Origin of the sequence: Kribbella ginsengisoli (assembly GCF_039537185.1) — a bacterium.
Classification (GTDB): domain Bacteria; phylum Actinomycetota; class Actinomycetes; order Propionibacteriales; family Kribbellaceae; genus Kribbella; species Kribbella koreensis.
Genome location: NZ_BAABAA010000002.1, coordinates 455,821 through 479,480, shown reverse-complemented (window position 1 = coordinate 479,480; position 23,660 = coordinate 455,821). Strand labels below are relative to the sequence as shown.

21 protein-coding genes are annotated in these 23,660 nt (G+C 68.2%); 17 read left to right on the top strand and 4 right to left on the bottom strand.

What is annotated here, in order from left to right; translation table 11 throughout:
• Positions 1–13: 13 nt before the first annotated feature.
• A complete protein-coding gene (locus ABD768_RS09605; RefSeq protein ID WP_344839551.1) occupies positions 14–1,426 on the bottom strand; it encodes a M1 family metallopeptidase in 1,413 nt (470 codons plus the stop codon).
• 106 nt (positions 1,427–1,532) lie between these two features.
• Between ABD768_RS09605 and ABD768_RS09600 the strand changes: the two genes are divergently transcribed.
• From ABD768_RS09600 to ABD768_RS09565, 8 genes are all read left to right on the top strand, one after another.
• Positions 1,533–2,828: an alpha/beta hydrolase gene (locus ABD768_RS09600; RefSeq protein WP_344839548.1), complete on the top strand. Its 1,296-nt coding sequence runs from the start codon at positions 1,533–1,535 to the stop codon at positions 2,826–2,828.
• Between the two features lie 60 nt (positions 2,829–2,888).
• Positions 2,889–3,713 carry an ABC transporter ATP-binding protein gene (locus tag ABD768_RS09595; protein ID WP_344839546.1) on the top strand — a complete coding sequence of 275 codons (825 nt, stop codon included), beginning with the start codon at positions 2,889–2,891 and terminating at the stop codon, positions 3,711–3,713.
• On the top strand, positions 3,714–4,688 hold the full coding sequence (locus ABD768_RS09590) for an ABC transporter substrate-binding protein (protein WP_344839543.1): 975 nt from the start codon (positions 3,714–3,716) through the stop codon (positions 4,686–4,688).
• Entirely contained in the window at positions 4,685–6,781 is a 2,097-nt protein-coding gene (locus ABD768_RS09585; protein ID WP_344839541.1) for an iron ABC transporter permease, read from the top strand. The genes ABD768_RS09590 and ABD768_RS09585 overlap by 4 nt, the downstream gene beginning before the upstream one ends.
• A gap of 142 nt (positions 6,782–6,923) precedes the next feature.
• Positions 6,924–8,207 carry a metallophosphoesterase family protein gene (locus ABD768_RS09580; protein WP_344839539.1) on the top strand — a complete coding sequence of 428 codons (1,284 nt, stop codon included), beginning with the start codon at positions 6,924–6,926 and terminating at the stop codon, positions 8,205–8,207.
• On the top strand, positions 8,204–9,499 hold the full coding sequence (locus ABD768_RS09575; protein ID WP_344839538.1) for an MFS transporter: 1,296 nt from the start codon (positions 8,204–8,206) through the stop codon (positions 9,497–9,499). The genes ABD768_RS09580 and ABD768_RS09575 overlap by 4 nt, the downstream gene beginning before the upstream one ends.
• The gene (locus ABD768_RS09570; RefSeq protein ID WP_344839535.1) at positions 9,496–10,467 is read left to right on the top strand and encodes a hypothetical protein; all 972 of its coding nucleotides are present in this window, start codon (positions 9,496–9,498) and stop codon (positions 10,465–10,467) included. The genes ABD768_RS09575 and ABD768_RS09570 overlap by 4 nt, the downstream gene beginning before the upstream one ends.
• Positions 10,468–10,520: 53 nt before the next feature.
• Positions 10,521–11,729, top strand: coding sequence for a YibE/F family protein (locus tag ABD768_RS09565; RefSeq protein WP_344839533.1), 1,209 nt, complete (start codon positions 10,521–10,523; stop codon positions 11,727–11,729).
• A gap of 811 nt (positions 11,730–12,540) precedes the next feature.
• Here ABD768_RS09565 and ABD768_RS09560 read toward each other — a convergent pair.
• Complete coding sequence (locus tag ABD768_RS09560; protein WP_343983077.1) at positions 12,541–13,128, bottom strand: HhH-GPD-type base excision DNA repair protein; 588 nt, start codon at positions 13,126–13,128, stop codon at positions 12,541–12,543.
• A 124-nt stretch (positions 13,129–13,252) separates the two neighbouring features.
• Here ABD768_RS09560 and ABD768_RS09555 point away from each other — a divergent pair, with 124 nt between their 5' ends.
• Positions 13,253–13,843: a TIGR03086 family metal-binding protein gene (locus tag ABD768_RS09555; RefSeq protein ID WP_343983080.1), complete on the top strand. Its 591-nt coding sequence runs from the start codon at positions 13,253–13,255 to the stop codon at positions 13,841–13,843.
• Positions 13,844–13,927: 84 nt separating this feature from the next.
• Here the strand turns inward: ABD768_RS09555 and ABD768_RS09550 are convergent, their stop codons facing one another.
• Positions 13,928–14,890, bottom strand: a complete 963-nt coding sequence (locus ABD768_RS09550) for a GlxA family transcriptional regulator (protein WP_344839530.1) — start codon at positions 14,888–14,890, stop codon at positions 13,928–13,930.
• 133 nt (positions 14,891–15,023) lie between these two features.
• Between ABD768_RS09550 and ABD768_RS09545 the strand changes: the two genes are divergently transcribed.
• Entirely contained in the window at positions 15,024–15,653 is a 630-nt protein-coding gene (locus tag ABD768_RS09545; RefSeq protein WP_344839528.1) for an HD domain-containing protein, read from the top strand.
• Here ABD768_RS09545 and ABD768_RS09540 read toward each other — a convergent pair.
• A complete protein-coding gene (locus ABD768_RS09540; RefSeq protein ID WP_344839525.1) occupies positions 15,625–16,833 on the bottom strand; it encodes an FAD-dependent monooxygenase in 1,209 nt (402 codons plus the stop codon). The two genes, ABD768_RS09545 and ABD768_RS09540, sit on opposite strands and share 29 nt — an antisense overlap.
• A gap of 98 nt (positions 16,834–16,931) precedes the next feature.
• Here ABD768_RS09540 and ABD768_RS09535 point away from each other — a divergent pair, with 98 nt between their 5' ends.
• From ABD768_RS09535 to ABD768_RS09505, 7 genes are all read left to right on the top strand, one after another.
• Complete coding sequence (locus ABD768_RS09535) at positions 16,932–17,888, top strand: GntR family transcriptional regulator (RefSeq protein ID WP_344839522.1); 957 nt, start codon at positions 16,932–16,934, stop codon at positions 17,886–17,888.
• Positions 17,889–17,952: 64 nt separating this feature from the next.
• The gene (locus tag ABD768_RS09530; RefSeq protein ID WP_344839521.1) at positions 17,953–18,834 is read left to right on the top strand and encodes a magnesium transporter CorA family protein; all 882 of its coding nucleotides are present in this window, start codon (positions 17,953–17,955) and stop codon (positions 18,832–18,834) included.
• A 10-nt stretch (positions 18,835–18,844) separates the two neighbouring features.
• Positions 18,845–19,519, top strand: a complete 675-nt coding sequence (locus ABD768_RS09525) for an SDR family NAD(P)-dependent oxidoreductase (protein ID WP_344839519.1) — start codon at positions 18,845–18,847, stop codon at positions 19,517–19,519.
• Between the two features lie 52 nt (positions 19,520–19,571).
• Positions 19,572–19,844 (top strand): hypothetical protein, encoded by a 273-nt coding sequence (locus ABD768_RS09520; RefSeq protein WP_343983101.1) that lies wholly within the window; start codon positions 19,572–19,574, stop codon positions 19,842–19,844.
• Between the two features lie 338 nt (positions 19,845–20,182).
• The gene (locus ABD768_RS09515) at positions 20,183–21,808 is read left to right on the top strand and encodes an LCP family protein (protein ID WP_344839515.1); all 1,626 of its coding nucleotides are present in this window, start codon (positions 20,183–20,185) and stop codon (positions 21,806–21,808) included.
• Between the two features lie 84 nt (positions 21,809–21,892).
• Positions 21,893–22,270, top strand: a complete 378-nt coding sequence (locus tag ABD768_RS09510; RefSeq protein WP_344839514.1) for a YciI family protein — start codon at positions 21,893–21,895, stop codon at positions 22,268–22,270.
• A gap of 136 nt (positions 22,271–22,406) precedes the next feature.
• Positions 22,407–23,657, top strand: a complete 1,251-nt coding sequence (locus ABD768_RS09505; protein ID WP_344839512.1) for an RNA polymerase sigma factor — start codon at positions 22,407–22,409, stop codon at positions 23,655–23,657.
• Positions 23,658–23,660 lie beyond the last annotated feature (3 nt).

The following is a 23,660-nucleotide window of genomic DNA, read 5'->3' as shown; positions in this document are numbered from 1 at the left end:
GCGGGGTGTGGGTTCAGAGCTGGGGTTTGCCTGGTTGGTAGAGCCAGGTTTGGAAGAACGGGGCGAGGTTGCGGTGGGTTTGGTGCTCGACGTACTTGATGAAGGTTTGGGTTGAGACGTTTGAGTGGCGGTGGGTGGTGGGCCAGGTCTTCAGGAGGGTGAAGAAGGCCTTGTCGCCGATTTTCAGGCGGAGGGCGTGGAGGGTCAGGGCGCCTCGGGTGTAGACGAGGTCGTCGAAGATCTGGTCTCGGCCGGGGTTGGCTACCTTGCCGGTCCAGTCTTTTTCGGCTGCGTAGGCCTGGGCGAAGGTCTTCTGGGCGGGGACGCCGTTGAACTTTTCCTGGTAGAGCCATTCGGAGTACGTGGCGAAGCCTTCGTTGAGCCAGATGTCCGACCAGCGGGCGGGGGTGAGGGAGTCGCCGAACCATTGGTGGCCCAGTTCGTGGGCCAGTAGGTCGCCGCTGACCTTGCTGCTGCGCTGGTCGTAGACCGGGCGGCCCTGGGTCTCGAGCGCGTAGTGGACGCCTACGTCGCCGATGATGCCGCCGGTCGAGGCGAACGGGTAGCGGCCGTACAGCGACTGCTCCCATTCGACGACCTGCGCGGTGGTCTTGTTGAGGACCTTGCCCTGGCCGGCGACGGTGTCGACCGACTGGCCGATCGCGGTGATGTTCGGGCGGCCGTCGCGCAGCTTGCCGCGGGTGACGTTGTACTTCCCGATGGCGAGCATGCTGAGCTCGCTGGCCATCGGCTGGTTCATCTTCCACCGGAAGGTGGTCCGCCCGCCTCGCTTGGTGACGGGACCAGGCTCGCCGTTCGCCAGTACCGTCAGGCCGTTGGGCACGTTCACGGTCTGGCTGTACGTCGCCTTGTCGCGCGTCGTGTCGTTCACCGGGTAGTACGTCGCCGCGCCGATCGGCTGGTTGAGCGCGACCGCGCCGTCCTTCGTCGCGGCCCAGCCCGAGATCCCCAGAGCGGGGTCATCGATCTTCCGAGGGACGCCCGCATACGACACCGAGACGACAAACTTGCTCCCGCGCCGCAACCCGTGCGGCGGCGTGATCACCAGCTCCTGCGCGCCGGTCCGCTTGAAGGCCGCACTCCGCCCGTTGACCGAGAGCTTGCTGATCTTCAGCGGCCCGAGGAAGTCGAGGTCGAAGCGCGACAGGTTCTGTGTCGCCCGGGCCGAGATCGTCGTCGTCGCGCTGATCGCATGAGTCGTCGGGCTGAACGCGAGTTTGATGTCGTAGTGACTCACGTCATACCCGCCGTTCCCCATGTCAGGGAAGTACGGATCCCCGTCCCCAGCAGCGCCGGGGGAGAACTGTGAGGTCGGCGCTGCTGACGCCGCCGGACTCACCGCGGCAACCAGCCCCAGAGCCAACGCACCGGCAATCAACGAATGGCGACGTACGGCACGTCCCATAACTCCTCCTCAAAGGGTTCAACGACTCGCACGGCGTGCGGCAACCAAACTAGTCGGCAGGGCGTCTACCTTCGGGGCAGGGGTCCGGGGGCCTATGGAGGATAACGTGGCATTAGAGGTATCGCTGCTGAGCGGATGGCTGCCGTGGACCCTCGAGAGCGTCGCTGTCATCGCGCTGCTGGTAGCCGTCGGGTGGCGGGACAGCCGGTGGCGAACCAGGAAGCTGCCGGTCATCGCAATCGGCGCGGCGGCGGCCGGCTTGCTCACTGCCCGAGTGGTGCTGCCGGCGGCAGGCGTCACTGATCCGCTGCCGTTATCGGTGTGGCTGTGGTTCGGCGTCGTGGTCGGCTCGCTACTGGTACTGATCGTCGGCTGGAACGCGCCCCGGCGGGTCACCGGGCACGCGGCAACAGCAAGGACAGTGAACTGGCGCCATCGAGGAGCAGCAGCCGTCGCCGCCACCTTGGCCGCCGTCGTCTGCGCCAACGGCGTCAACCAGTTCGTCGGGTACTTCCCCACAGTCGGCGATGCTGTCGCGGGGATCGAGAACAAGCAGGTACCCGGCGAGGTGTCACTCCACCAGCTGACCACCAAGCCGGACCCGGTAGCCCAGAAGACCGGCAAGCTCGTCAAGATCACCATCCCGGCGACGCCCAGCGGCTTCAAGCACCGGCCCGAGCTGGTCTGGCTGCCCCCGGCGTGGTTCCAGAAGGAACGGCCTGCCCTCCCAGCCGTCGAGATGATCGCCGCCGAGCACTCCAAGCCGGAGAACTGGATCCGCATCGGCCAGGCCGTCCAGACCGCCGAGCACTACGCGGCCCGCCATCACGGCGCCGGCCCGATCCTGGTCTTCGTCGATCCGACCGGCGGATTCGGCAACGACACCGAGTGCGTCAACGGCCCGCATGGGCAGTCCGAGGACCACCTCGTGCTCGACGTTCCGCAGTACGTCGAGAAGCACTTCGGCGCCTCGGCGGATCCAGACAAATGGGCGATCGCCGGCTTCTCGATGGGCGGTACCTGCGCCATCGGGCTCGTCACCGAGCACCCCGAGGCGTTCCGGCACTTCGTCGACATCTCCGGCGACGAGGCCCCGAACACCGGCGACGAGGCTCAGACGGTCGCCAATCTCTTCGGTGGTTCGCAAGCGGCGTACAACGCGCACGCCCCGCTGACCGTGATGGCCAAGCACGGCCCGTACCCGCCGATCACCGGCCAGTACCTGGACGGCACCGAGGAGCTCACCCACATCCGGGTGGCCAAGGAGTTCATCGCCGCCGGCAAGAAGGTCGGCATCACCTCGACCCTGACCGTCCAGCCCGGCGGCCACAACTGGCAGTTCGCCACCCAGGCCTTCAGCTACGCCTACCCGTGGCTGGCCGATCAATTGCTCAGCGCGTAGTCACCCCGTCGCTGGTTGTGAAGCTGACAGTGCTACTTAGGTGAGGCTATCCTTCGGTCCATGCGGGAGTCAGTGGGGCTGACCGGGAGCGCGCTGTCTCTCGGCTATCACGGCAAGCAGGTGGTCGACGGAGCGTCGCTGGAGATCGCGGCTGCCGAGGTCACCGCGCTGGTCGGGCCGAACGGCAGCGGCAAGTCGACGCTGCTGCGTGCCCTGGCCCGGCTGCACAAGCCCGACGCAGGCGAGATCACCTTCCCCGACGGGGAGTCGGCGCTGAGCTTGACCTCGAAGGACTTCGCCCGGCGGGTGACCTTGCTCTCGCAGTCCCGCCCGACGCCCAACGGCGTCAGTGTGAGGGACGTAGTCGGGTACGGAAGACACCCGTACCGCGGCCGCTGGCGTCATGACGACCCGGACGGCAATCGCGCCATCACCCACGCGATGGACGTCACCGGCGTCGCCGCGATGGCCGAGCGCGCGGTCGACGAACTGTCGGGCGGCGAACTCCAGCGCGTCTGGCTCGCCACCTGTCTGGCCCAGGACACCGGCGTCCTGCTGCTCGACGAGCCGACCACCTTCCTCGACCTGCGCTATCAGGTCGAGATCCTCGACCTGATGCGCGACCTCGCCGACGACCACGGTGTCGCCGTCGGCGTCGTCCTGCACGATCTGAACCAGGCAGCGGCCGTCGCCGACCGGATCGCCCTGCTCGACCAGGGCCGGATCCGCGCGACCGGTACGCCGGCCGAGGTCCTGCAAGCCGATGCGCTCTCGGAGACGTACGGGATCCGGATCGAGGTCGGCACCGATCCCGCGACGGGCCTCGTCACCACCCAGCCCGTCGGCAAACACCTGCAACGCCAAACCCTCCAGCAAAGGTCATAGATGAAAAGAGTCACCGCCCTAACCGCCGCAACCCTGGCGTTGGTACTGACCGCCTGTGGCAGCAGCGAGAACGTCACCCCGGAGGCGAACAGTTCGAACGCGAACCAGCCCGTCTCCGTCACCGACGCGCGGAACAAGAAGGTCGATCTCAAGGCCCCCGCGACCAAGGTGGTCGGCCTGGAGTGGGGCATCGTCGAGAACCTGATCACCCTCGGCGTCCAGCCGGTCGGCGTCGCCGACGTGAAGGGCTACAACACCTGGGTGAGCGCGGAGAAGCTCGACGCGTCGGCCAAGGACGTCGGCACCCGCGGTGAGGCGAGCGTGGACGCGATCGTCGCGCTCACGCCCGACCTGATCATCACCACCACGGACGAGTCGCCGGCCACCATCGCCCAACTGGAGAAGGCCGCGCCGGTCCTCGTCATCCGGGGCGCGGACGCCAAGAACGCCATCCCGCAGATGCGGACGAACCTCGAACTGGTCGCCCAGGCGGTCGGCAGGACCGACCAGGCCAGGACCGCGCTCGCCGACTTCGACAAGAAGCTTGCCGAGGGCAAGCAGAAGCTCGCCGACGCGGGCAAGGCCGGTACGCCGTACACGATGGCCGACGGTTACAAGCAGGGCAGCACGATCTCGATCCGGATGTTCACCTCCGGCTCGCTGCTCGGCGCGGTGACGAACGAGCTCGGCCTGAAGAACGCCTGGACCGGCGCCGGCGATCCCGACTACGGCCTCGCGCAGACCGACATCGAGGGCCTGACCAAGCTGAAGGACGGCGAGTTCCTCTACATCGCCAACAACGGCGACGGCGGTGACGTGTTCGACGGCGACCTGGCCAAGAACGCGATCTGGAAGAACCTGCCGTTCGTGAAGAGCGGCAACGTGCACCGGCTGGCCGACGGGATCTGGATGTTCGGCGGCCCGAAGTCGACCGAGCAGTTCATCGACGCGACGGTGCAGGCAGTCACCTCTTGACCCAGCTGACCGCCCAGCGGCCCGGCCTCGCCACCGCGCCCCTGGAGCCTGTACGCCGGGTGCGGGTGGCGGGCGTCTTCGCGATCGCGGTCGTCGCGATCGTGGTGCTGGCCGCGGTCCACCTCACCCAGGGCACGTCGTCGGTGAACGCCGGCGACCTGCTCAAGCTGGTGATCGGCCAAGGCACGGACAACTCGGCCAACGTGCTGGTCGCGTCCCGGCTGCCTCGGTTGCTGGCCGGCGTACTGGTCGGGCTTGCGCTGGGTGTCGCTGGAGCTGGTCTGCAGTCACTCGCCCGGAACCCGCTCGCCTCGCCGGACACGCTCGGCGTCAACGCGGGCGCTTACCTGGCGGTCGTGATCTTCGCGGCCTTCGGGATCACGCTCCCGGCCCTTCCGTCGGGTGGCATCGCGTTCGTCGGCGGATTGGCGGCGGCAGTACTGGTCTTGGGATTGTCGGCCGGTGGTACCGCCGGGCCGACCCGGTTGATCCTGGCCGGGTCGGCCGTCGCGATGGCGCTGGCCGGGGTGACCACCCTGCTGATGCTGCTGTATCGCGAGGAGACGATCGGCACCTTCGCGTGGGGCGCCGGGACGCTCGTCCAGACCGACCTCGTCGCGGTCGAGCAGATGGCGCCGGTCGTTGCCGTCGGCATCTTCGGGGCGATGATGCTGGCGTCGAAGCTGGACATCCTTGCCCTGGGCGACGATACGGCTTCCGTATTGGGTGTCCGGGTACGCCGTACGAGGGTGTGGATCACGCTCGTCACCGTGCTGTTGTCCGCAGCTGCGGTCACCGTCGCCGGCCCGGTCGGGTTCGTCGGGCTCGTCGCACCGGTGCTCGTCCGGCTGATCGCTCCGCTCGTCCCGGGGCTCATGCGGCACCGGGTGCTGCTGCCGTTGTCCGGGCTGGCCGGCATCCTGGTGGTGATCGCGTCGGACGTCGTACTGCGCGCGATCCTCGGCGGCCAAGCGGGCGTGGAGATCCCGACCGGCATCATGACGATGCTGGTCGGCGCGATCGTGCTCGTCTGGCTGGCTCGCCGGTTCCGCGACTCCGGGCCGAGCCGGCAACAGGCCGGGGGAGTCGGTGGCGGTCTGCGGTCCCTGCGCACGTTCTGGATCGTCCTCGTTGCGCTGATCGTGCTGCTGGTGGCGGCGTTCGTCTTCGCGATGCTCGCGGGTGATGCCTTCCTGCGGACCGGCGACATCGTCAACTGGCTCAACGGCCGGTCCGGGCGGGCGATCACGTTCGTCCTCGACACGCGTTTCCCGCGGGTCCTGTCGGCCGTTCTCTGCGGAGCGGCGCTGGCGATCGCGGGCGCGACCGTGCAGGCCGTCTGCCGCAACCCACTTGCGGAGCCGGGCATCCTTGGCATCACAGGCGGTGCCGGTGTCGGCGCCGTCGTCGTCCTGATGGCGGTACCGGCAGCCGGGATCTGGCTCCTGTCCGGCGTCGCCGCCGCGGCCGCACTGGCCACCTTCGCGCTGGTCTATCTGGTCTCCTGGAGGGGTGGGCTCAGTTCGGACCGGCTGGTGCTGATCGGGGTCGGCGTCTCGTCGGCGACGACCGCGATCATCACCTTCGTCATCGTCTACACCGACCCCTGGAACCTCAGCCTCGCGATGACCTGGCTGTCCGGCAGCACCTACGGACGCACCTTGCCGCAGGTGATCCCGGTGGCGCTCGCGTTGCTCGTCCTGACACCGGTGATCGTGCTGGCCCGCCGCGAGCTCGACCTGCTCTCGCTGGACGACGACATCCCGCGCATTCTCGGCGTACGGCTGGAGCGCACCCGCCTCGTCGCGCTGGTCGGCGCCGCGCTGATGACTGCCGCGGCCGTCTCCGCGATCGGGGTGGTCGGGTTCGTCGGGCTGGTCGCTCCCCATGCGGCCCGGGCACTCGTGGGCGGACGGCATGCCCGGTTGCTGCCGGTTGCGGCGTTGCTGGGCGCAGTACTGGTCAGTGTCGCGGACAGCCTCGGGCGGACGCTGCTGGCGCCGGCGCAGATCCCGGCCGGCCTGCTGACGGCGCTGATCGGGGCGCCGTACTTCGTGTACCTGCTGTGGCGGACGCGTGCGCTAAAACTCTGAACAGTCCGCTGGAAAACGGGTTCCGCGGCGTGCTTCACGCGGTGTTCATTCAGTGAACATCGGATAGAGCTTTTCGGGGTGGTTGCTGATTGTGTTCAGCCCGCTACTTTGCTGTTCACCCCCTACCGCCCGAGGTGGAACCATGAACAGACCGTCCCGTCGTACCACGATCGCGGCCCTCGTCACCGGAGGACTGCTCGCCGGCGCCCTGACCATCGTCGCCACCAACTCCTCCAGCAGTGGCGATGCTCGGCCTGTGGCCGCATCGATAGAACCCCAGCAAGACACCGTCGTCGCGGGTGAGCAGCTTCAGCTCGCCGAGAGCGGCGCGAAGACGGTGGCAGTCCCGGCCTTGGCGAAGGCCGGGACCAGTCAGCAGGTGTGCGCGAGCACGGACTCTCGGTGGGTCCGGGTTCGCTTCCGGGAGCTGACTCTGACCGGCAAGGACACGGTCACGGTGACCGGCTCAGCCGGTGGGCAGTACACGCTCAAGGCAACCAACTGGGCCGGGAAGGCCTTCTACACCAGGGCTTTCGTCGGCAACTGCGTGACGGTCAAGCCGAACTTCACCTCGTCGGCCAGTAGCTATCGGGTCGACGCCTACCAGGCCGGTGTCCTGGCGACTGTGACTGTCGCGGCCGCTGGTGACATCTGCGGCTCGGCGTGCAACCAGACCCGCCCGCTGGTGGAGGCGATGAATCCGACGGCGGTGATCACGGCCGGGGACAACGCTTATGAGAGCGGGACGCTGTCGGAGTACAACAACAGCTACAACCCGCAATGGGGAGTCTTCAAGAGCAAGACGTTCCCGACGCCGGGCAACCACGAGTACGTGACGGCCAACGCGAAGGGGTACTTCGACTACTTCAACGGCGTCGGGCAGGCGACCGGCCGGGCGGGGGACCGGACCAAGGGCTACTACAGCTACGACGTCGGTGACTGGCACTTCGTCGCGCTGAACTCGAACATCGCCAAGACCTCCACGAGCGCCCAGGTCCAGTGGCTGCGCGCCGACCTCGAGGCCAGCACCAAGCCTTGTACTGCGGCGTACTGGCACCACTCCCGCTTCGCCGCCGGCAACTACAGCGACAACACGTCGGTCCAGCCCTTCTTCCAGGCCTTGTACGACTACAAAGCCGACCTGGTGATCAGCGGCCACGACCACAACTACATCCGCTTCGCCCCCTCCAAGCCCGACGGCACCAAGGACACCACGAACGGCGTCCGCCAACTCCTCATCGGCACCGGCGGCCGCGCCCTCTACGGCGCAGGCGGCACCACCAAAGCCACCATCGAAAAGAAGGACTACAACACCTTCGGCGTCGGCAAACTAACCCTCACCGCGACGGGCTACACAGCCGACTTCGTCCCAGTAGCCGGCCGAACCTTCACCGACTCCGTCCAAGGCACCTGCCACCCCAAATGATGTACCTGTCGAACACGCGGGCGGCCGACGCCGCCCGCACCACCGCTGGGGATCCTCCCTCGCTTGCCGGCTCCCCGCCTCCCACGAGCCGCGCCGCGCGGCGAGTTTCGGGCACGGTCGTGGCGCTCGGGTTGGTGAGCCTGGTGACGGATGCCTCCGCGGAGATGGTGACGGCGATTCTGCCGCTCTATCTGATGTACGGGCTCGGACTTGGATTTCTGCAGCTGGGGGCGCTGGATGCGCTCTACACCGGGGCAACCGCGTTGTTGAGGTTGGCCGGTGGGCATGTGGCTGATCGGCTTGGACGGCCGAAGGCTGTTGCTATTGCTGGGTACGGGTTGTCGGCGGTGACGAAGCTTGGGTTGCCGGCTGTGGGTGGGTCGCTGTCTGGGCTGAGTTCGGTGATCGCCGTCGACCGGGCGGGTAAAGGTATTCGTACGGCGCCGCGCGACGCGCTCATCTCGCTGTCGACACCAGTGGAGGACCTCGGGCGCGCCTTTGGCGTCCATCGGGCGCTCGATACGGCGGGCGCATTGCTTGGACCGTTGCTCGGGTTCGCCATCATCGCGGCGATCCCCGGTGGCTATGACGTCGTCTTCACCACCAGCTTCTGTCTGGCCGCCGTCGGCGTGCTCATCCTGATCTTCTTCGTCACCCAGCCCCGCACCATCGTGACCAAAGCGGCGGTCAGCATCCGCGCCGGCCTAGCAGCCGCAACCGCCCCAGAACTACGCCGCCTGATCATCGCCGCCACCCTCCTCGGCCTGGTGACAGTCGGCGACATGTTCCTGTACTTCTCCGTGCAGCGCACCGCCGGCCTCCCACCCAAGATCCTCCCGCTCCTACCCCTCGGCACCGCCCTCACCTTCATGCTCGCCGCCATCCCCTTCGGCCGCCTCGCAGACCGCATCGGCCGCTGGAAGCTCTTCCTCCTAGGCCACGCCCTCCTCCTGACCGCCTACCTCCTCATCGCGACCAACACCCAAGGCCGCCTGATCGCAGCCGCGATCCTCCTACTCCACGGCCTCTTCTACGCCGCCAGCGACGGAGTTCTGATGGCGTACGCCGGACCGCTCATCCCCACCCCACTGCGCGCAACCGGCATGGCAGTAGTCCAAACCGCCCAAGCCCTAGCCAGAGCAGCCGGCGCCCTAGCGTTCGGTGCGATGGCAGCTGCGGTCGAGCCGACTCTGACCTTCGCGCTCTTCGCGGCAGCGCTGGCGACGGCCATCGCGGCCGGTGCTTGGCTCTGCCGTGAGGCCAAGCCGGCTCCTGCGGTGGGCGCGGCATGACAGGCGCCGGCGTGTTGAGCCGTCGCCGGATCGTCGCCGGAGCCTTGGCGATCGCCGTCTTCGTTGCCGCAGGCATCGGCTACCTCGGCTGGCGAGTCGCAACCACACAGCAAGCGGCTGCCCAGAGCGGCCTACAACTCGACCGATCAGGCACGATGCTGTACGTCGAGCCAGGCAGCAACCGAGTCCGGCAAATCGCCCTCGGAGGCGGCGCCCCGACTCCGATCGGCGCCGGACCGACCTGCCAACGGGTCTATGCAAGCGGCGGCACCATGGCCTGCCTCAGAGCGACCGCCGTACCAATGGCATCAGAAGTCGACCTGATCAACACAGCCGGCAAGGTGGTCAAAACCCTTCAACTCTGGGGAAATCCCAGCAGGGTAAGGGTTTCTCCGTCAGGCCGTCTAGCCGCCTGGACGGTTTTCAGGTCGGGGGACAGCTACCTGATGGCCGGCGCGTTCTCGACGACCGCGGGGATCTATGACCTCAAAACCAGCACCCACTACGGGTCGCTCGAGGACTTCACTGCATACCTTGACGGCCGCCCGTACCAGTCGACTGACGTGAACTACTGGGGTGTGACGTTCGCTCAGGACGACGAGACGTTCTACGCGACGATGGCGTCGAAGGGGAAGACCTGGCTGATGCGTGGCGACCTGAAGAACCGGAAGCTGACGGCAGTACGGGAGAATGTCGAATGCCCGTCGTTGTCGCCGGACGGCAGCCGGATCGCCTACAAGTTCCGCGATGGCAAGACCTGGCGGCTGCATGTGCTCACGCTGGCCGGTCAGCAGGACATTGCCTTGGCCGAGACGGCGCACATCGACGACCAACCCGCCTGGGTCGACAACAAGATGGTTGCCTACAGCAAGCAGGACGACGGGGAGCCGGGCGTTTTCGTAGTACCGGCTGATGGGAGCGGGGAGCCGCGCAAGCTCGTCGTGGGTTCCTCCCCGGCGGCCTGGTAGTGGGCCACCATCACAGTCCAGCCGGCCGGATAGCGCGGCGCACCCGCGTACTGGTGCTAGCCCTGCTCCTGCCCCTGCTAGGCCTGACGATCATCCTCCTCGTCTTGCTCAGACCAGGAGGCGACCTCAAAGTCGACGCCCTGCAAAGCGCCAAGGCCAAAGGCATCGTCACCGCCGTCGTGCCCTGCCCGCTAGCACCCGACGAGTGCGACCGGGCAACGGTCAAGGTCACCGACGGCGTCGGCAAGGGAACCGTCGTGACAGCCCGAGCGGTCAAGCACCCCCTGGTCCCAAAAGTCGAGACCGGCCAACGAATCCTCCTAGGCGTCGTCGAGCAGGCCGACCCGGCCGACCGCTACCTGTACGTCGACCAAGACCGAAGCCGACCCCTTCTCCTACTGGCCGCGCTCTTCGCAGTGGCCGTGATCGCCCTGTCCCGCTGGCGTGGAGTAGCGGCGCTAGTAGCGCTAGCGGTGACAGCCGTGGTGCTGACGCAGTTCGTGCTGCCGTCGATCCTGTCGGGCTCGGATCCCTTGCTGGTGGCGGTTGTCGGCGGTACGGCGATCATGGTGCTCGCGTTGTACCTGACCCACGGCATCAGCATCCACACGTCGGTCGCTCTCCTCGGCACCATCGGCGCGCTGATGCTGACGGCTGTACTAGGTGAGGTCTTCCTCCGGGCAGCCCGGATCAGCGGCCTCAGCTCCGACGGCGCCTCCGAGGTCGCCTCGTACGTACCAACTGTCGACCTCAAGGGCCTACTGATCGCCGGCCTGGTGATCGGCGCACTGGGTGTGCTCGACGACGTAGCGATCACCCAGACAGCTGTGGTGTGGGAGCTGGCCGCCGCCAAGCCGACGGCGTCACGGCGCGAGCTGTTCAGCGCCGGGCTGAGAGTCGGCCGCGCCCACGTGGCCGCCGTCGTCAACACGCTCGTCCTCGCGTACGCCGGCGCCGCCCTCCCGATGCTCATGCTTTTCAGCATCAGCGGCGTCCCCGAGAGCTACGTCCTGTCGACGGAACGAGTAGCGGTCGAGGTAGTACGGGCGCTGGTCGGCGGCCTGGGCATCGTGGCGGCAGTACCGATCACCACAGCCCTGGCCGCGGCAGTGCTAGAACCAGTCCCACCCGAGGCTGTGGATGCCGGGAGCCGGATCGAGGACGGCGAAGGCGGCGGTGTGGCTGGCGCCGACGGAGAGGTCGCTGACGGTGCCGCGGTCACTGACCGAGGAACGGTAGCTGCGGCAGACCCGGGCCGGTAGTACCGCCGGGGCGAACGACACCTGCATCGAGAAGTCGCGCGTCGACTGCTGCACGCGCTGGTTGTGCAGGGTGTCCGGGAGGTCGGTACGGACCTTGTAGTGGAGTACTGCGAGTTCGCCGACGCGCAGCGGGCGGTCGAGGAGCAGTTCGAATGTGGTGAAGCCGGTGGCGGCGTCCTGGCGTTGACGGCCGACCCGGCAGCCGCGGGTGCTCGTGATGTCCAGCGGTTCGGCGGTACCGGCGTCGCTGCGGACTGCGACGATCTTGCGGTCGATCCCGTCGACATCGGCGCGGGCGACCAGGTGATAGCTGATCGACTCGAGCCTCCGCTCGGCGTCCACGCTGAGCTGAAGATGCAGCCCGAGCTGCGCGAACTGATGGAACGCGTCGAGACTGCTCCCCATCCGTTCCAGCGCGCGGGCCAGCCCGTCGGGCCGCGCCCAGGCCTGATCGGGCCGCAGGGCTCCCGGCTTCTGTACCAGCCAACGCCCCCGAGGCCGAGGCGGCCCGACCAATGCGGCCAACGCCCCGGCGTCCAGCCCGAGAATCTCCTCGATCACCGCCAGTGCCCGCAGCGACTCGGCCCGCTCAGGCTGGTTGTGCCCGTGCTGCCAATAACTCAGGGCAGTCTTGCTCACCGGCGTACCGCGCTCCCGCAGCTTGAACTGCAGCCGCTCCAGGCTCAGCCCGCTCTCGCGCACCGCCAGCCGCAGGGCGAGGCTGAACGGCCCTCGGTCGAGCGCCTCCGCCAGCCGCACGCCATCGACCTCGGCGGACTCGCGGGCGGCGGGCATGAACCGAGTCTGCTGGTCAGCCGACCGCGTTGTCCTGTTTGTCGCGTTTCGCGGCCTTCTGGGCCTTCTTCCACTCGCGGACCTTGGCCAGCGACTCCGGGCCGTCGATGTCGGCGACCGAACGCGGCACGTCATCGCCGAACTTCCCGGCCGCCTCGCGCCAGCCGTCCGGCGCGACGCCCTGCGTCTTGGCCAGGATCGCGACGAAGATCTTCGCCTTCTCCTCGCCGTACCCGGGCAGTGCGTGCAGTCGTTCGTACAGCTCGGCGCCGGTGTCGACGCCCTTCCAGATGTTCGCCGCCTTGCCGCCGTACTCGTCGGCGAGCACGACACAGACCTGGTGGATCCGCTTGCCCATCGACCCCGGGAACCGGTGGATGGACGGCTTCTCCGAGCAGATCGCGACGAACTCTTCGACGTCCATCGCGGCGATCTTCTTCGCGTCCAGGTGGCCGAGCCGTTCCTTCAGCTTTGCCGGACCGCCGAACGCCCACTCCATCGGCACCTGCTGATCCAGCAGCATGCCGATCAGCAGGGCGGTTCCGTCCTTGTTGAGCAGACCGTCGGCGGCCTTGTCACCTGTGATGTAGAGCGTCCCGGGCATGCGGTCAGGCTACCGGCTGCGGGTTATCCCGTGCACAGGCCCGGATCCACGCCGCAAAGGGGGCGACCGCGAGCCGACCGGCCTATGCTCAGCGAGGGCAGGGCGACGACGTGGAGGAACGCGGATGGACATCCGGGATCTGGATCGGCGAGCCGGCGCGGTACTCGGCGAAGTAGTCATGCAGGTGCGACCAGAGCACCTGTGGTTTCCCACTCCCTGCCCCGACTGGACGGTCCGCGGCCTGCTGCGGCACATCGTCAGCGAGAACGAAGGCTTCGCCGCGGCGGCCCGCGACGGCTCGGCCCCGGTCCAGACCTGGACGGGCGGGCGGCTGGGCGACAACCCGGCCGGCGCCTACCGCCGCTCCAACGTTCGGGTGGCCGAGGCCTTCGCCGACGGCGGCGCGCTGGACCAGCCGATGGAGGTCCGCGAGTTCGGCACCTTCCCCCGCCGGGTCGCCCTCACCTTCCGCCAGCTGGACTGCGTGGTCCACGCCTGGGACCTCGCCCGAGCCATCGACACCCCCTACGACCCACCCCAGGACATGGTCGAGATGGCCCTGACTCTGGCCCGCAGAATCCCCGACACCGAGGCATCCCGAGGCCCCGGCGCCGCCTTCGAACGCAGCCTCAAAGTCCCCGGCGACGCCACCGACCTAGCCACCCTGCTAGCCCTCTTGGGTCGCAACCCCGACTGGATCTCCCCCCTCGACTGACGTACTTAACAACAGGACGTCCGTCGCCCTAAGCAGTGCACCTGAGCGGGAGCCGACCAAAGGTGTACAGCGTCTCGCGCTGCACTACCTGTCCTTCGGTACGCCGCTGAACCGCGCCCGATGCCGCCCCGGCGTCGTGTTGAGCACCCGGGCGAACGCCCGTCGCAGCGTCTCCGGCGACCCGAGCCCGACCTGTCGAGCGATCACGTCGAGTGGGTCCGTCGTTGCCTCCAGCAAGAGCTGAGCAGCCTCCACCCGGACCTTCTCGACGAACCGCGCCGGCGTAGTGCCGACCTCGTCATGAAACAACCTGGTCAGATGCCGGCCGCTCACCCCGGCCCGCGACGCCAGTACTTCGAGACTGTGATCACCCGCCGGATCCGAGGTGATCGCATCAAGCACCTTCCGCACCAGCTCATGCCGCGCCTGGCCGGCGCTCAGCCGCACACTGAACTGCGACTGCCCACCCGGCCGCTGCAGGAACACCACCATCTGCTTGGCCACCAGCCGCGCCGTCTCCGCGCCGAGGTCCTTCTCGACCAGCGCCAGCGCGAGATCGATCCCCGACGTCACCCCGGCCGACGTGATCACCGGCCCGTCCTCGACGAAGATCGCGTCGCTGTCCACCTCGACCAATGGGAACCGCCGCGCCAGTTGGTCCGCGAGCTCCCAGTGCGTCGTGGCCCGGCGCCCGTCGAGCAATCCGGCCGCGGCCAAAGCGAAGGCCCCGGCGCAGACTGACGCAGTACGGGCTGATTGACCCGAGAGCCGCCGGATCTGGTCGAGCAGGCCCGCATCGCTGATGGTGTGCAGCCAATTGGGACCACCCGGTACTACGAGAGTCGCGCCCCGCGCATCCGCCGACGACAGGCTCAGGTCGGCCCCGAGCCGGGTGCCCGTGTTGGCGACCACATCGCGCCCGTCGGGTGAGGCCAGGCGGGAGCGGTACTCGCCGCCCTGCTCGTTGGCGACCGCGAACACCTCGAGCGGTCCGGTGACGTCGAGCAGCCGGACCCCGTCGTAGACGACCACCAGCACATCAGGCACTCCCCGAGTATGCGGTGCCGGCCGTCGCGGCCGCTCGGTCAGGTGTCCGGATGCGAGGGATACCCGTCCGGATCGCCCCGACCGCCGGGGTGCCGCCCGCGCGAGGCTGGACCTCAATCCACAAGGAGGATGAATGTCCAGCATTGCAGGCATCGAGATCCCGGACAGCAAGCTCGCCGAGGAGGCGACCGAGCTGGTCCGCGACGTGACCGACGACCTGGTCTACGACCACTCCCGGCGGGTGTTCCTGTTCGGTTCGCTGAACGGCAGGGAGCTGAAGTACGACCCGGAGCTGCTGTACGTCGGCGCGATGTTCCACGATCTCGGGCTGACCCCGAAGTACCGGGAATCGCAGCAGCGGTTCGAGATCGACGGCGCCGACGCGGCCGCCGACTTCCTGCGCCGGCACGGGATCGGTGACGACGAGACGCAGTTGGTCTGGACGGCGATCGCGCTGCACACGACGCCGGAGATCCCCGCGCACATGGCGCCCGAGATCGCGCTCGTCACGGCCGGGGTCGAGGCGGATGTGCTGGGGCTGGGGCTGGACCGGATTACGGCCGGCGAGCGCGCCGCGATCGTGGCGGCGCACCCGCGGCCGGACTTCAAGAACCGGATCCTGCAGGCGTTCAACGACGGGATCAAGCATCGGCCGGCGACGACGTTCGGCAATGTGAAGGCGGATGTGCTCGATCGGTTCGTGCCCGGCTTCGAGCGCACCAACTTCGTCGACATCATCCTTGGGTCGTCCTGGCCTGAGTGATCGCCGGGTACGGCTTGAGGGCGATGGCGTCGGGCTGGCCGGCCAGCTTGGCGAGCAGCGGGCGGAAGGGGCGCGACGTCATCAGCCGGGTGGAGGCGTCGCGCAGCCGGATGCCGGTCGCGGTCATGGGCATCGCCATCTTCAGTCCGCCGGGTGGCAGTTCGGTGCGCTGATCGACGTACGGCTGCATCTCCCGCTGGTACGCCGGGAAGGCGCGGGCGTGATCGCCGTCGTACCTGGTCAGCTCGCCGGCGAGAACGTAGGCGCCGACGAGCGACAGCGCAGTACCGTGGCCGGCCATCGGGGAGCCGCAGTAGCCGGCGTCTCCGAGCAAGACGATCCGCCCGCGCGACCACTCCGGTACTACGACGCGGCTCGTGCTGTCGAAGTAGAAGTCGTCGGCGCCTTCCATCGCGTCGATGGCGTGGGCCGCGTGCCATCCGGCCCCTGCGAAGGTCTTCGCCAGCAAGGCTTTCTGCTCGGCCGGCTTGAGCCGGGGGAGCAGCGGTGAGCGGAAGCTGAGCAGTGCCTTCGCGTACTGCGGGTCGTGGTCCGGCCGCATCCCGACCCAGCGGCCACCCGGCGCGGAGTAGATCTTCATCCAGCCGTCGAGCGGTTCGGGCGTCTTGACGGTGAAGAACGACCCGTAGCCGCCGAGGTGCTCGACGAACTCCGCCTCGTTGCCGAAGGCAAGTGAACGGACTCGCGAGTGCACGCCGTCCGCACCGACGACCAGATCGAAACGACGCTCGCTGCCGCTGTGGAACGTCACCTGGACACCGTCGTCGTCCTGGACGAGCTTGGTGATCGAGTCGCCGTACAAGTACTCGATCTTCTGGCTGGTCGCGTCGAGCAGGATCTCCGACAGATCACCGCGCAGAATCTCGATCTCGGCCACCGGCCCGCCGCCGTCGAGGATCTCCGCGGGCAGCGCGGCCGACCGTCGGCCGTCGGCCCGCACGTACGCCAACCCGCGCTCATGCATCCGCCGCTCCTTGACGGCCTCCATCACGCCCATCCGCTCGACCACCTCGCGAGCGATGCCACGGATGTCGACAGTCTGCCCGCCCGGCCGCGGCGCCTGGGCGAGCTCGACGACGGTCGGCTCGAAGCCTGCCTTTTCCAGCCAGTAGGCCAGTGCGGGTCCGGCGATCCCTGCGCCGGAGATGAGGATCTTCATGGCGGTTCCTTCCGTAGGGGTAGTGCACGTACGGTGTACACGAGACAGCGTCACATCATCTGGCGTCCCGTGCCGGGGTGCACTAGTTCGGAGGACCGATGGCAGCGCCGTACCAGCAGATCGCAGCGGAGCTCCGCAGGCAGATCACCGCCGGAGAACTCCAGCCAGGCGACCGCATCCCGTCCACCCGTGCACTAGTACGCACCCACGGCGTCGCCATGGCCACAGCCACCAAAGCCCTGACTGCCCTCCAACAAGAAGGTCTGGTGCACTCCCTGCCCGGAGTCGGCACCGTGGTCGGCCCAGCTCCCCGCCCACCCGGCTCCGCCGTCGGATCCACCCGCAGCGGCTTCGGTGTTCTCCACCCCACCTCCGGGTCCTTGAGCCAGGAGGAGGTTGTGCGGACTGCGATTTGGATTGCTGATGCCGAGGGGCTTGGGGCTTTGTCCATGCGCCGGGTGGCTACTGAGCTTGGGGTTTCGACGATGGCGCTCTACCGGTATGTGGGTGGGAAGGAGGCGTTGGTGCTGCAGATGGTTGATGTGGCCATCGGGGAGTTTCCGATGCCGCGGCGGGAGCCGGCTGGGTGGCGGGCGGTGATCGAGACGGCGGCTCGGGCACAGTGGGCGGCGTACAAGGCTCATCTGTGGTTGGCGAGCGCGGTGAGCATCGGGCGGCCGCAGGTGTTGCCCAATCTGCTGCCGCACACGGACGCCGTACTGCGTGCTGTCCGCAGCTTCGGTGTCGACGCGAACACGTCGATGTATGCGGCGATCACCGTCTTCGGTTATGTCCGTGGGGTCGCGCTGAATCTGGAGAGCGAGGCGCATGCCGAGCAGGACACCGGGATGACCGCCGACGAGTGGGCGGACCAGCAGGCGGGGCGGTTGGCGGAGTTGATCGTCGAGCAGGATCTCGCCGGGTTCCGCGCGCTGGCGGAGCCGGACGGGTTCGAGTTCGACTTCCAGCTGGACGACTTGTTCGAGTTCGGGCTGGGAATCGTGCTCGACGGGCTCGCGGTCAAGCTGCAACGGCTGCGGACGCCGCTACGCTGAGTATCGGCAGGTTCGCGATCAGCCTGGACGGTAGGTGGACAGCAGCGTGGACAGGGGAGGTGCGATGGGCCCGGAACCGGTGTTCGCGCCGGACGTGCCGGTGGAGGTCCGCCGGCTGTTCGAGCGGAAACCCGAGCTGTTCGTGCCCGCGAGCAGCCCCAAGCCCAAGCGGCAGACCTCCTGGTCGACCGAACCGGCCGCGACCTTCGGCTCGCTGCTCGTCTGGCTCGCGGTCTGCGTCGGCGGCTGGATCCTCGCGCTGATCATCTTCGCGCTCACCCTGCCGACCGCCGTCGCCGCGTGGGCAGCCCTCGTGCTCGCCATCGTCGGTGTCGTCACCACCGGCGCGGTCGGCGTCGGCTCCGCGGTCGAGAACCGCAAACAGAAGGCGGTCCGGCTGCAGCACGGGAAGTACCTGCTGGCCGAGGACTTCGACGAGGAGTCCGGCCGGCTGCTCGCCCGCGGCCAGCGCGCCGTCAAATCGGTGCTAGAGGCAACGGTTACCAAACGTGGCCTCCTCGACGACGTCAAGAATGAGCTAGTCCTCCCCGAGCAACTCTGGGACATCGGCCAGGTCCTCCACGAACAGTCCGTACTCCGCGCCCGCCAGCGCGAGGTAGCCCGCGGCATGGCCACCGCCGAACTCGAGGCGGTCCTGGGTCCCCAGCGCCGGGCCCTCAACCGCTCGGTCGACGCCATCAAACGCAAAGTCGAACTCCTGGAGCACTACGCCGACCGAGTCCGCTCCGCCGACGCCGCCCTCCGAGCCGAAGCAGCCCTCGAAGACGGCGACCGCTACATAGAACTCCTGGCCCGCACCGAACCAGTAGGCGACACCTCCGTCGTCCAAGGTTTCGCCGACGAAGCCGCCAGCCTCAAGAACACCCTCTCCCAAACCATCGCCGCAGCCCGAGACGCTGGCCGCACCCTCGCTCTCCCCGACTAGGCTCCCGGGTATGACTGGGACTGTGGTTGTTGCTGGGGGCACCGGCGGGCTTGGGTCGGCGGTGACTGCCGAGTTCCTGGCGGCGGGCTGGCGGGTTGTCGTGCCCGGGCGGTCTGACAAGTCGTTGGGTGAGCTCGGGAGTCCTGAAGGGCTGCACACGGTTGTTGCTGACTTGAGTGATCCAGTGGGTGTTGCTGAGGTGGCTCGGCTAGCGGCTGCTGATGAAGGGGCGCCGGTTCGGGCGTTGGTTAATTTGGTGGGTGGGTTTGCGGCCGGGAGTCGGGTGCATGAGACGCCAGTCGAGGAGTTCGAGGCGCAGCTCCGGCTCAACCTGCGGCCGACGTACCTGGTGACTCAGGCGGTCCTGCCGTTGCTGATCGCCGCGGGTGGTGGATCGATCACCTGTACTTCGAGTATGTCCGCCCTCAAGCCCTTCTCCGGAGCGGCCGGCTACATCACCGCGAAGGCCGCCGTCCTCGCCTTCGTGGACGCCCTCGCCGTCGAATACGCGAAGGACCACATCCGCGTCAACGCGATCCTCCCCGGCACCATCGACACCCCCACCAACCGCCGCGCGATGCCGGACGCGAACACCGCCAAGTGGACCCCACCGGCCCGGATCGCGACCGTACTGCGCGTGCTCGCCGAAACCCCCGGCGTCACCGGAGCCCACCTGCCAGTCTGACCCGCGAGCTTCGATTTGCGCTGTAATCGAATGCATGTGCGATGCTGAACCCATGGGGAGCAACCGGCGCTATCCGCGTGAACCGCCGCCTGACCGGAGCCGCCGGCACTGCTGGGTTCTCGGTACGGCGTACGAGCGCGGCCCGTGGCCGGGGCTGATCCTGGAGTGGCGGCGGAACAACTCCGACGACTGGATGGCACGCGTCGTCTACGTGCCGAACACGAAGGAGGCGAAGTCCGTCGAGGCGTGGTTCGCCGCCGGCTTGTTGCGCCCGCTGGAGCCCTCGCGCGTGCCGCAGGGGCAGGTGGATTTCCGCCAGGGGTAAACCTTGTGCCCGTTTTCGGCGTCTAACGAGGTGTGCGACCGGGGTACTGGTCACACATCCACCGGTGGACAGGGGAGGTCATGGGGCGTCGTTCACGCGCGAAGCGCGCCAAAGGCACGCCCCTCCCCGGCACTGATCCCGCCGTCGATGGGCAGTCGAGCCGTACCCGAGACGAAGTCGACCTTGCGGGCCTCGCCCGCGCGGCCGACTCTGGGGGAGTGGGCTCCAATGACGGAGTGGGCGACACCGCTGGGGTGAGCGGTGCCCCCGGATTTGGTGCCGCTGGGGATGCTGGTGGGACTGGGGACGCTGCGAGCCGGGGGGACGGTGAGCGGGTGATGGGGGACGACGGACTCGATCGGCGGGCTGCGGAGCGGGCTGCCGACAACTCGGCCATGACCGGGCAGCGGAGGGATAGCGGGAGCGCGGGGGAGACCAGACGGGATCGGCGGGCGGCGGAGCGGATTGCTCGGCGGGCCCGGTCGGTGCCCCGGTCGTTGGGGTTGACGTTGCTGAGTGCGTTGCTGCCGGGGATCGGGCTGATCATCGGTGGGCGCAAGCGGCTGGGCGCCTTCGTACTGACTTTGACGCTCGGGCTGATCGGGCTGGGGGTGTACGTCGGGCTGACCCGGCGTGAAGAGGTGCTGTCGGCTGCCGTCGTACCGAGCCGGCTGCTGATCACCAGCGTGGTGATCGGCGCGATCGCGTTCGGCTGGATCGTCGTGATCGTCGGCTCGCACCGGTTGTTGCGTCCGGCAACGGCTGCCCCGGGCGGCCGGGCCGTCGGCGCGCTGCTGGTCGGGATGCTCTGCTTCGCGATCGCCGCGCCCGCCGCGATCGCGGTCGAGAACGTGCTCGCCCAGCGCGACCTGGTCCAGAACGTGTTCGTCTCGCAGGGCGAGAGCAAGAGCGCGACCCGGCCGAAGACGGTCAACGTGAAGGACCCGTGGGAGAACCGCCCGCGACTGAACCTGCTGCTGCTCGGCGGTGACGACGCGCCGAGCCGGCCTGGCGTCCGTACCGACACCGTGATCGTGGCCAGTATCGACACCAAGACCGGCGACACGTCGCTGATCTCGATGCCGCGGCAGCTCACCTTCATGCCGTTCCCGAAGGACTCGCCGCTGCACAAGTTCTACCCGGACGGCTTCGGCAAGGAGGGGCTCAGCCTCGAAGGCCGGCTGGAGTGGATGCTGACCGCGATGTACCAGAACATCCCCGACGCGCATCCCGGCATCCTCGGCCCGTCGGACAACGAGGGCGCGGACGTGGTGAAGCAGTCCGTCGGCGAGGCGACCGGGCTGAAGATCGACTACTACCTGCAGGTCAACCTGAAGGGCTTCTCGCAGCTGGTCCAGGCGCTCGGCGGCATCACGGTCAACGTGAACGAGCGGGTCGCGATGGGCGGCGTCAGCAGCGCGCACATCCCGCCGAACGAGTGGATCGAGCCGGGGCCGAACCAGCACCTGGACGGGCCGCACGCACTGTGGTTCGCGCGGGGACGGTACGGCGCCGACGACGACCAGCGGCAGATCCGGCAGCGGTGCACGATCAAGGCGATCGTCGACGCGGCCAACCCGAGCACGCTCGTCACGAAGTACCAGGCGATCGCGAAGGCGGGCAAGAACCTGCTCCGCACCGACATCCCGCAGGAACTCCTGCCGGCCCTGATCCAGCTCGCCCTCAAGGTGAAGTCGGGAACGGTCTCGAACGTCTCGCTGGACGTGTCGAAGCTGAAGCTCAAGTACCTCCACCCGGACTACGAGGGCCTCCGCGAGACGGTCGCCAAGGCACTCGAGCCGAAGCCGGAAACTCCCGCGACCACGACCCCGCCCAGCACCCCGGCCACCAAGGACCCGAAGACCCTCGCCCGGCCCGGCGCCGGCAAGACGACGCCTCCGCCGGCGACCGTCGACCTGGCCGATGCTTGTGCGTACCACCCCGAGGGCGATCAGCCGAGCTGAAAACTTCTTCCTCGCGAGTGTCGATCTGGTGGTGACCCGGTCGACGTGAGATCAAAGGATCTCCAGGACGAGGGAGTTGGACCGATGCGTTACATGATCATCAACAAGGCGGACGACGACACCGAGGCCGGCCGGATGGTGAGCCAGCAGGTGGGCGAGGCGGTCGGCAAGGTCGTCGACGACCTGTCGAAGGCGGGCGTGCTGCTGTTCGCCGAGGGCGTGCACCGCAGTTCGCTCGGCGCCCGGGTGAAGGTGGCCGACGGCAAGCGCACCGTCACCGACGGCCCGTTCGCCGAGACCAAGGAACTGATCGGCGGCATCATCGTCGTCGACGTCCGCACCAAGGACGAAGCAGTCGAGTGGGCCGCCCGGCTGGCCGAAGCCCTCGACAACGAGGTAGAGGTCCGCCGGGTGGTCGAGGAAGCCGACTTCGCCCCCGACGCCGGCATCTTCACCAGCTGACCCAACCGGCGACCTTGAACACCAAACGGCGACCTGGGACATGAAATAGCGTGTTCAAGGTCGCCGGTGGGTGTTCGAGGTCGCGACTTCTGGCTTGCTGTTGGGGCGACGGTGGGGTTCTATCGGGTGGGTGACGGTGACTGAGACGCATGGGGCGATCGACGCTGTTTGGCGAATCGAGTCGGCTCGGATCATTGCCGGGGTGGCCCGGATCGTGCGGGATGTCGGGCTGGCCGAGGAGCTCGCGCAGGACGCGCTGGTGGCGGCGCTGGAGCAGTGGCCGGAGTCCGGCGTACCGAACAATCCGGGTGCGTGGCTGATGGCGATCGCCAAGCGGCGGGCCATCGACCTGATCCGGCGCAAGGAGACGTACCAGCGCAAGCTCGCCGAGATGGGGCACGAGCTCGAGATCGACGGCGACAGCGTCGAGGACGATGTCGAGGCGATCCTCGAGGACACGATCGAGGACGACCTGCTGCGGCTCGTGTTCACCGCGTGTCACCCGGTACTGACGACCGACGCGCGGGTCTCGCTCACGCTGCGGCTGCTCGGCGGGTTGAAGACCGACGAGATCGCCCGCGCGTTCCTCGCGCCCGAGGCGACCATCGCGCAGCGGATCGTCCGGGCCAAGCGCAATCTGGCCAAGGCGGAGGTCGAGTTCGAGGTACCGACGGGCCAGGACCTGATCGACAGGCTGTCGTCGGTACTGGAAGTCATCTACCTGATCTACAACGAGGGTTACTCCGCGACCGCCGGTGACGACTGGATGCGGCCGTCCCTTTGCAACGAGGCGCTCCGCCTCGGCCGGTTGCTCGCCGAACTGATGCCTGCCGAGCCCGAAGTACACGGTCTGGTCGCGCTGATGGAGATCCAGGCCTCCCGCGCCAACGCCCGCGTCGGCCCGCAAGGTGAGCCCGTTCTCCTGCTCGACCAGGACCGCCGCCGCTGGGATCGCCTGCTCATCCGCCGCGGCCTCGAGAGCATCGACCGAGCCTGGAACCTCGAAGGCACCCCCGGCCCGTACCTCCTCCAGGCAGCCATCGCCGCTTGTCACGCCCGGGCAGCCGAGGCCGACGACACCGACTGGGCCCGCATCGCCGGCCTGTACGCCGTACTCGCCCAAGTCACCCCCTCCCCGGTGGTCGAGCTCAACCGGGCGGTCGCGATCTCGATGGCCTTCGGCCCCGAACGCGGACTGACCGCCGTCGACGCGCTGGCCGACGAGCCGTCGCTGAAGGACTACCACCTGCTGCCGAGCGTCCGCGGCGACCTGCTGTTCAAACTCGGCCGCCTCGACGAAGCCCGGACCGAGTTCGAGAAGGCAGCCGGCCTGACCCGCAACGAGCGCGAACGCACCTTCCTCCTCGACCGCGCCGCAGCCTGCTAGAAG

Bases quoted from the DNA above. Each gene is read 5' to 3' on its own strand.
- ABD768_RS09605 (WP_344839551.1), bottom strand. From the start codon at position 1,426: ATGGGACGTGCCGTACGTCGCCATTCGTTGATTGCCGGTGCGTTGGCT.
- ABD768_RS09595 (WP_344839546.1), top strand. From the start codon at position 2,889: ATGCGGGAGTCAGTGGGGCTGACCGGGAGCGCGCTGTCTCTCGGCTAT.
- ABD768_RS09590 (WP_344839543.1), top strand. From the start codon at position 3,714: ATGAAAAGAGTCACCGCCCTAACCGCCGCAACCCTGGCGTTGGTACTG.
- ABD768_RS09580 (WP_344839539.1), top strand. From the start codon at position 6,924: ATGAACAGACCGTCCCGTCGTACCACGATCGCGGCCCTCGTCACCGGA.
- ABD768_RS09575 (WP_344839538.1), top strand. From the start codon at position 8,204: ATGATGTACCTGTCGAACACGCGGGCGGCCGACGCCGCCCGCACCACC.
- ABD768_RS09570 (WP_344839535.1), top strand. From the start codon at position 9,496: ATGACAGGCGCCGGCGTGTTGAGCCGTCGCCGGATCGTCGCCGGAGCC.
- ABD768_RS09560 (WP_343983077.1), bottom strand. From the start codon at position 13,128: ATGCCCGGGACGCTCTACATCACAGGTGACAAGGCCGCCGACGGTCTG.
- ABD768_RS09555 (WP_343983080.1), top strand. From the start codon at position 13,253: ATGGACATCCGGGATCTGGATCGGCGAGCCGGCGCGGTACTCGGCGAA.
- ABD768_RS09545 (WP_344839528.1), top strand. From the start codon at position 15,024: ATGTCCAGCATTGCAGGCATCGAGATCCCGGACAGCAAGCTCGCCGAG.
- ABD768_RS09540 (WP_344839525.1), bottom strand. From the start codon at position 16,833: ATGAAGATCCTCATCTCCGGCGCAGGGATCGCCGGACCCGCACTGGCC.
- ABD768_RS09535 (WP_344839522.1), top strand. From the start codon at position 16,932: ATGGCAGCGCCGTACCAGCAGATCGCAGCGGAGCTCCGCAGGCAGATC.
- ABD768_RS09530 (WP_344839521.1), top strand. From the start codon at position 17,953: ATGGGCCCGGAACCGGTGTTCGCGCCGGACGTGCCGGTGGAGGTCCGC.
- ABD768_RS09525 (WP_344839519.1), top strand. From the start codon at position 18,845: ATGACTGGGACTGTGGTTGTTGCTGGGGGCACCGGCGGGCTTGGGTCG.
- ABD768_RS09520 (WP_343983101.1), top strand. From the start codon at position 19,572: ATGGGGAGCAACCGGCGCTATCCGCGTGAACCGCCGCCTGACCGGAGC.
- ABD768_RS09515 (WP_344839515.1), top strand. From the start codon at position 20,183: ATGGGGGACGACGGACTCGATCGGCGGGCTGCGGAGCGGGCTGCCGAC.
- ABD768_RS09510 (WP_344839514.1), top strand. From the start codon at position 21,893: ATGCGTTACATGATCATCAACAAGGCGGACGACGACACCGAGGCCGGC.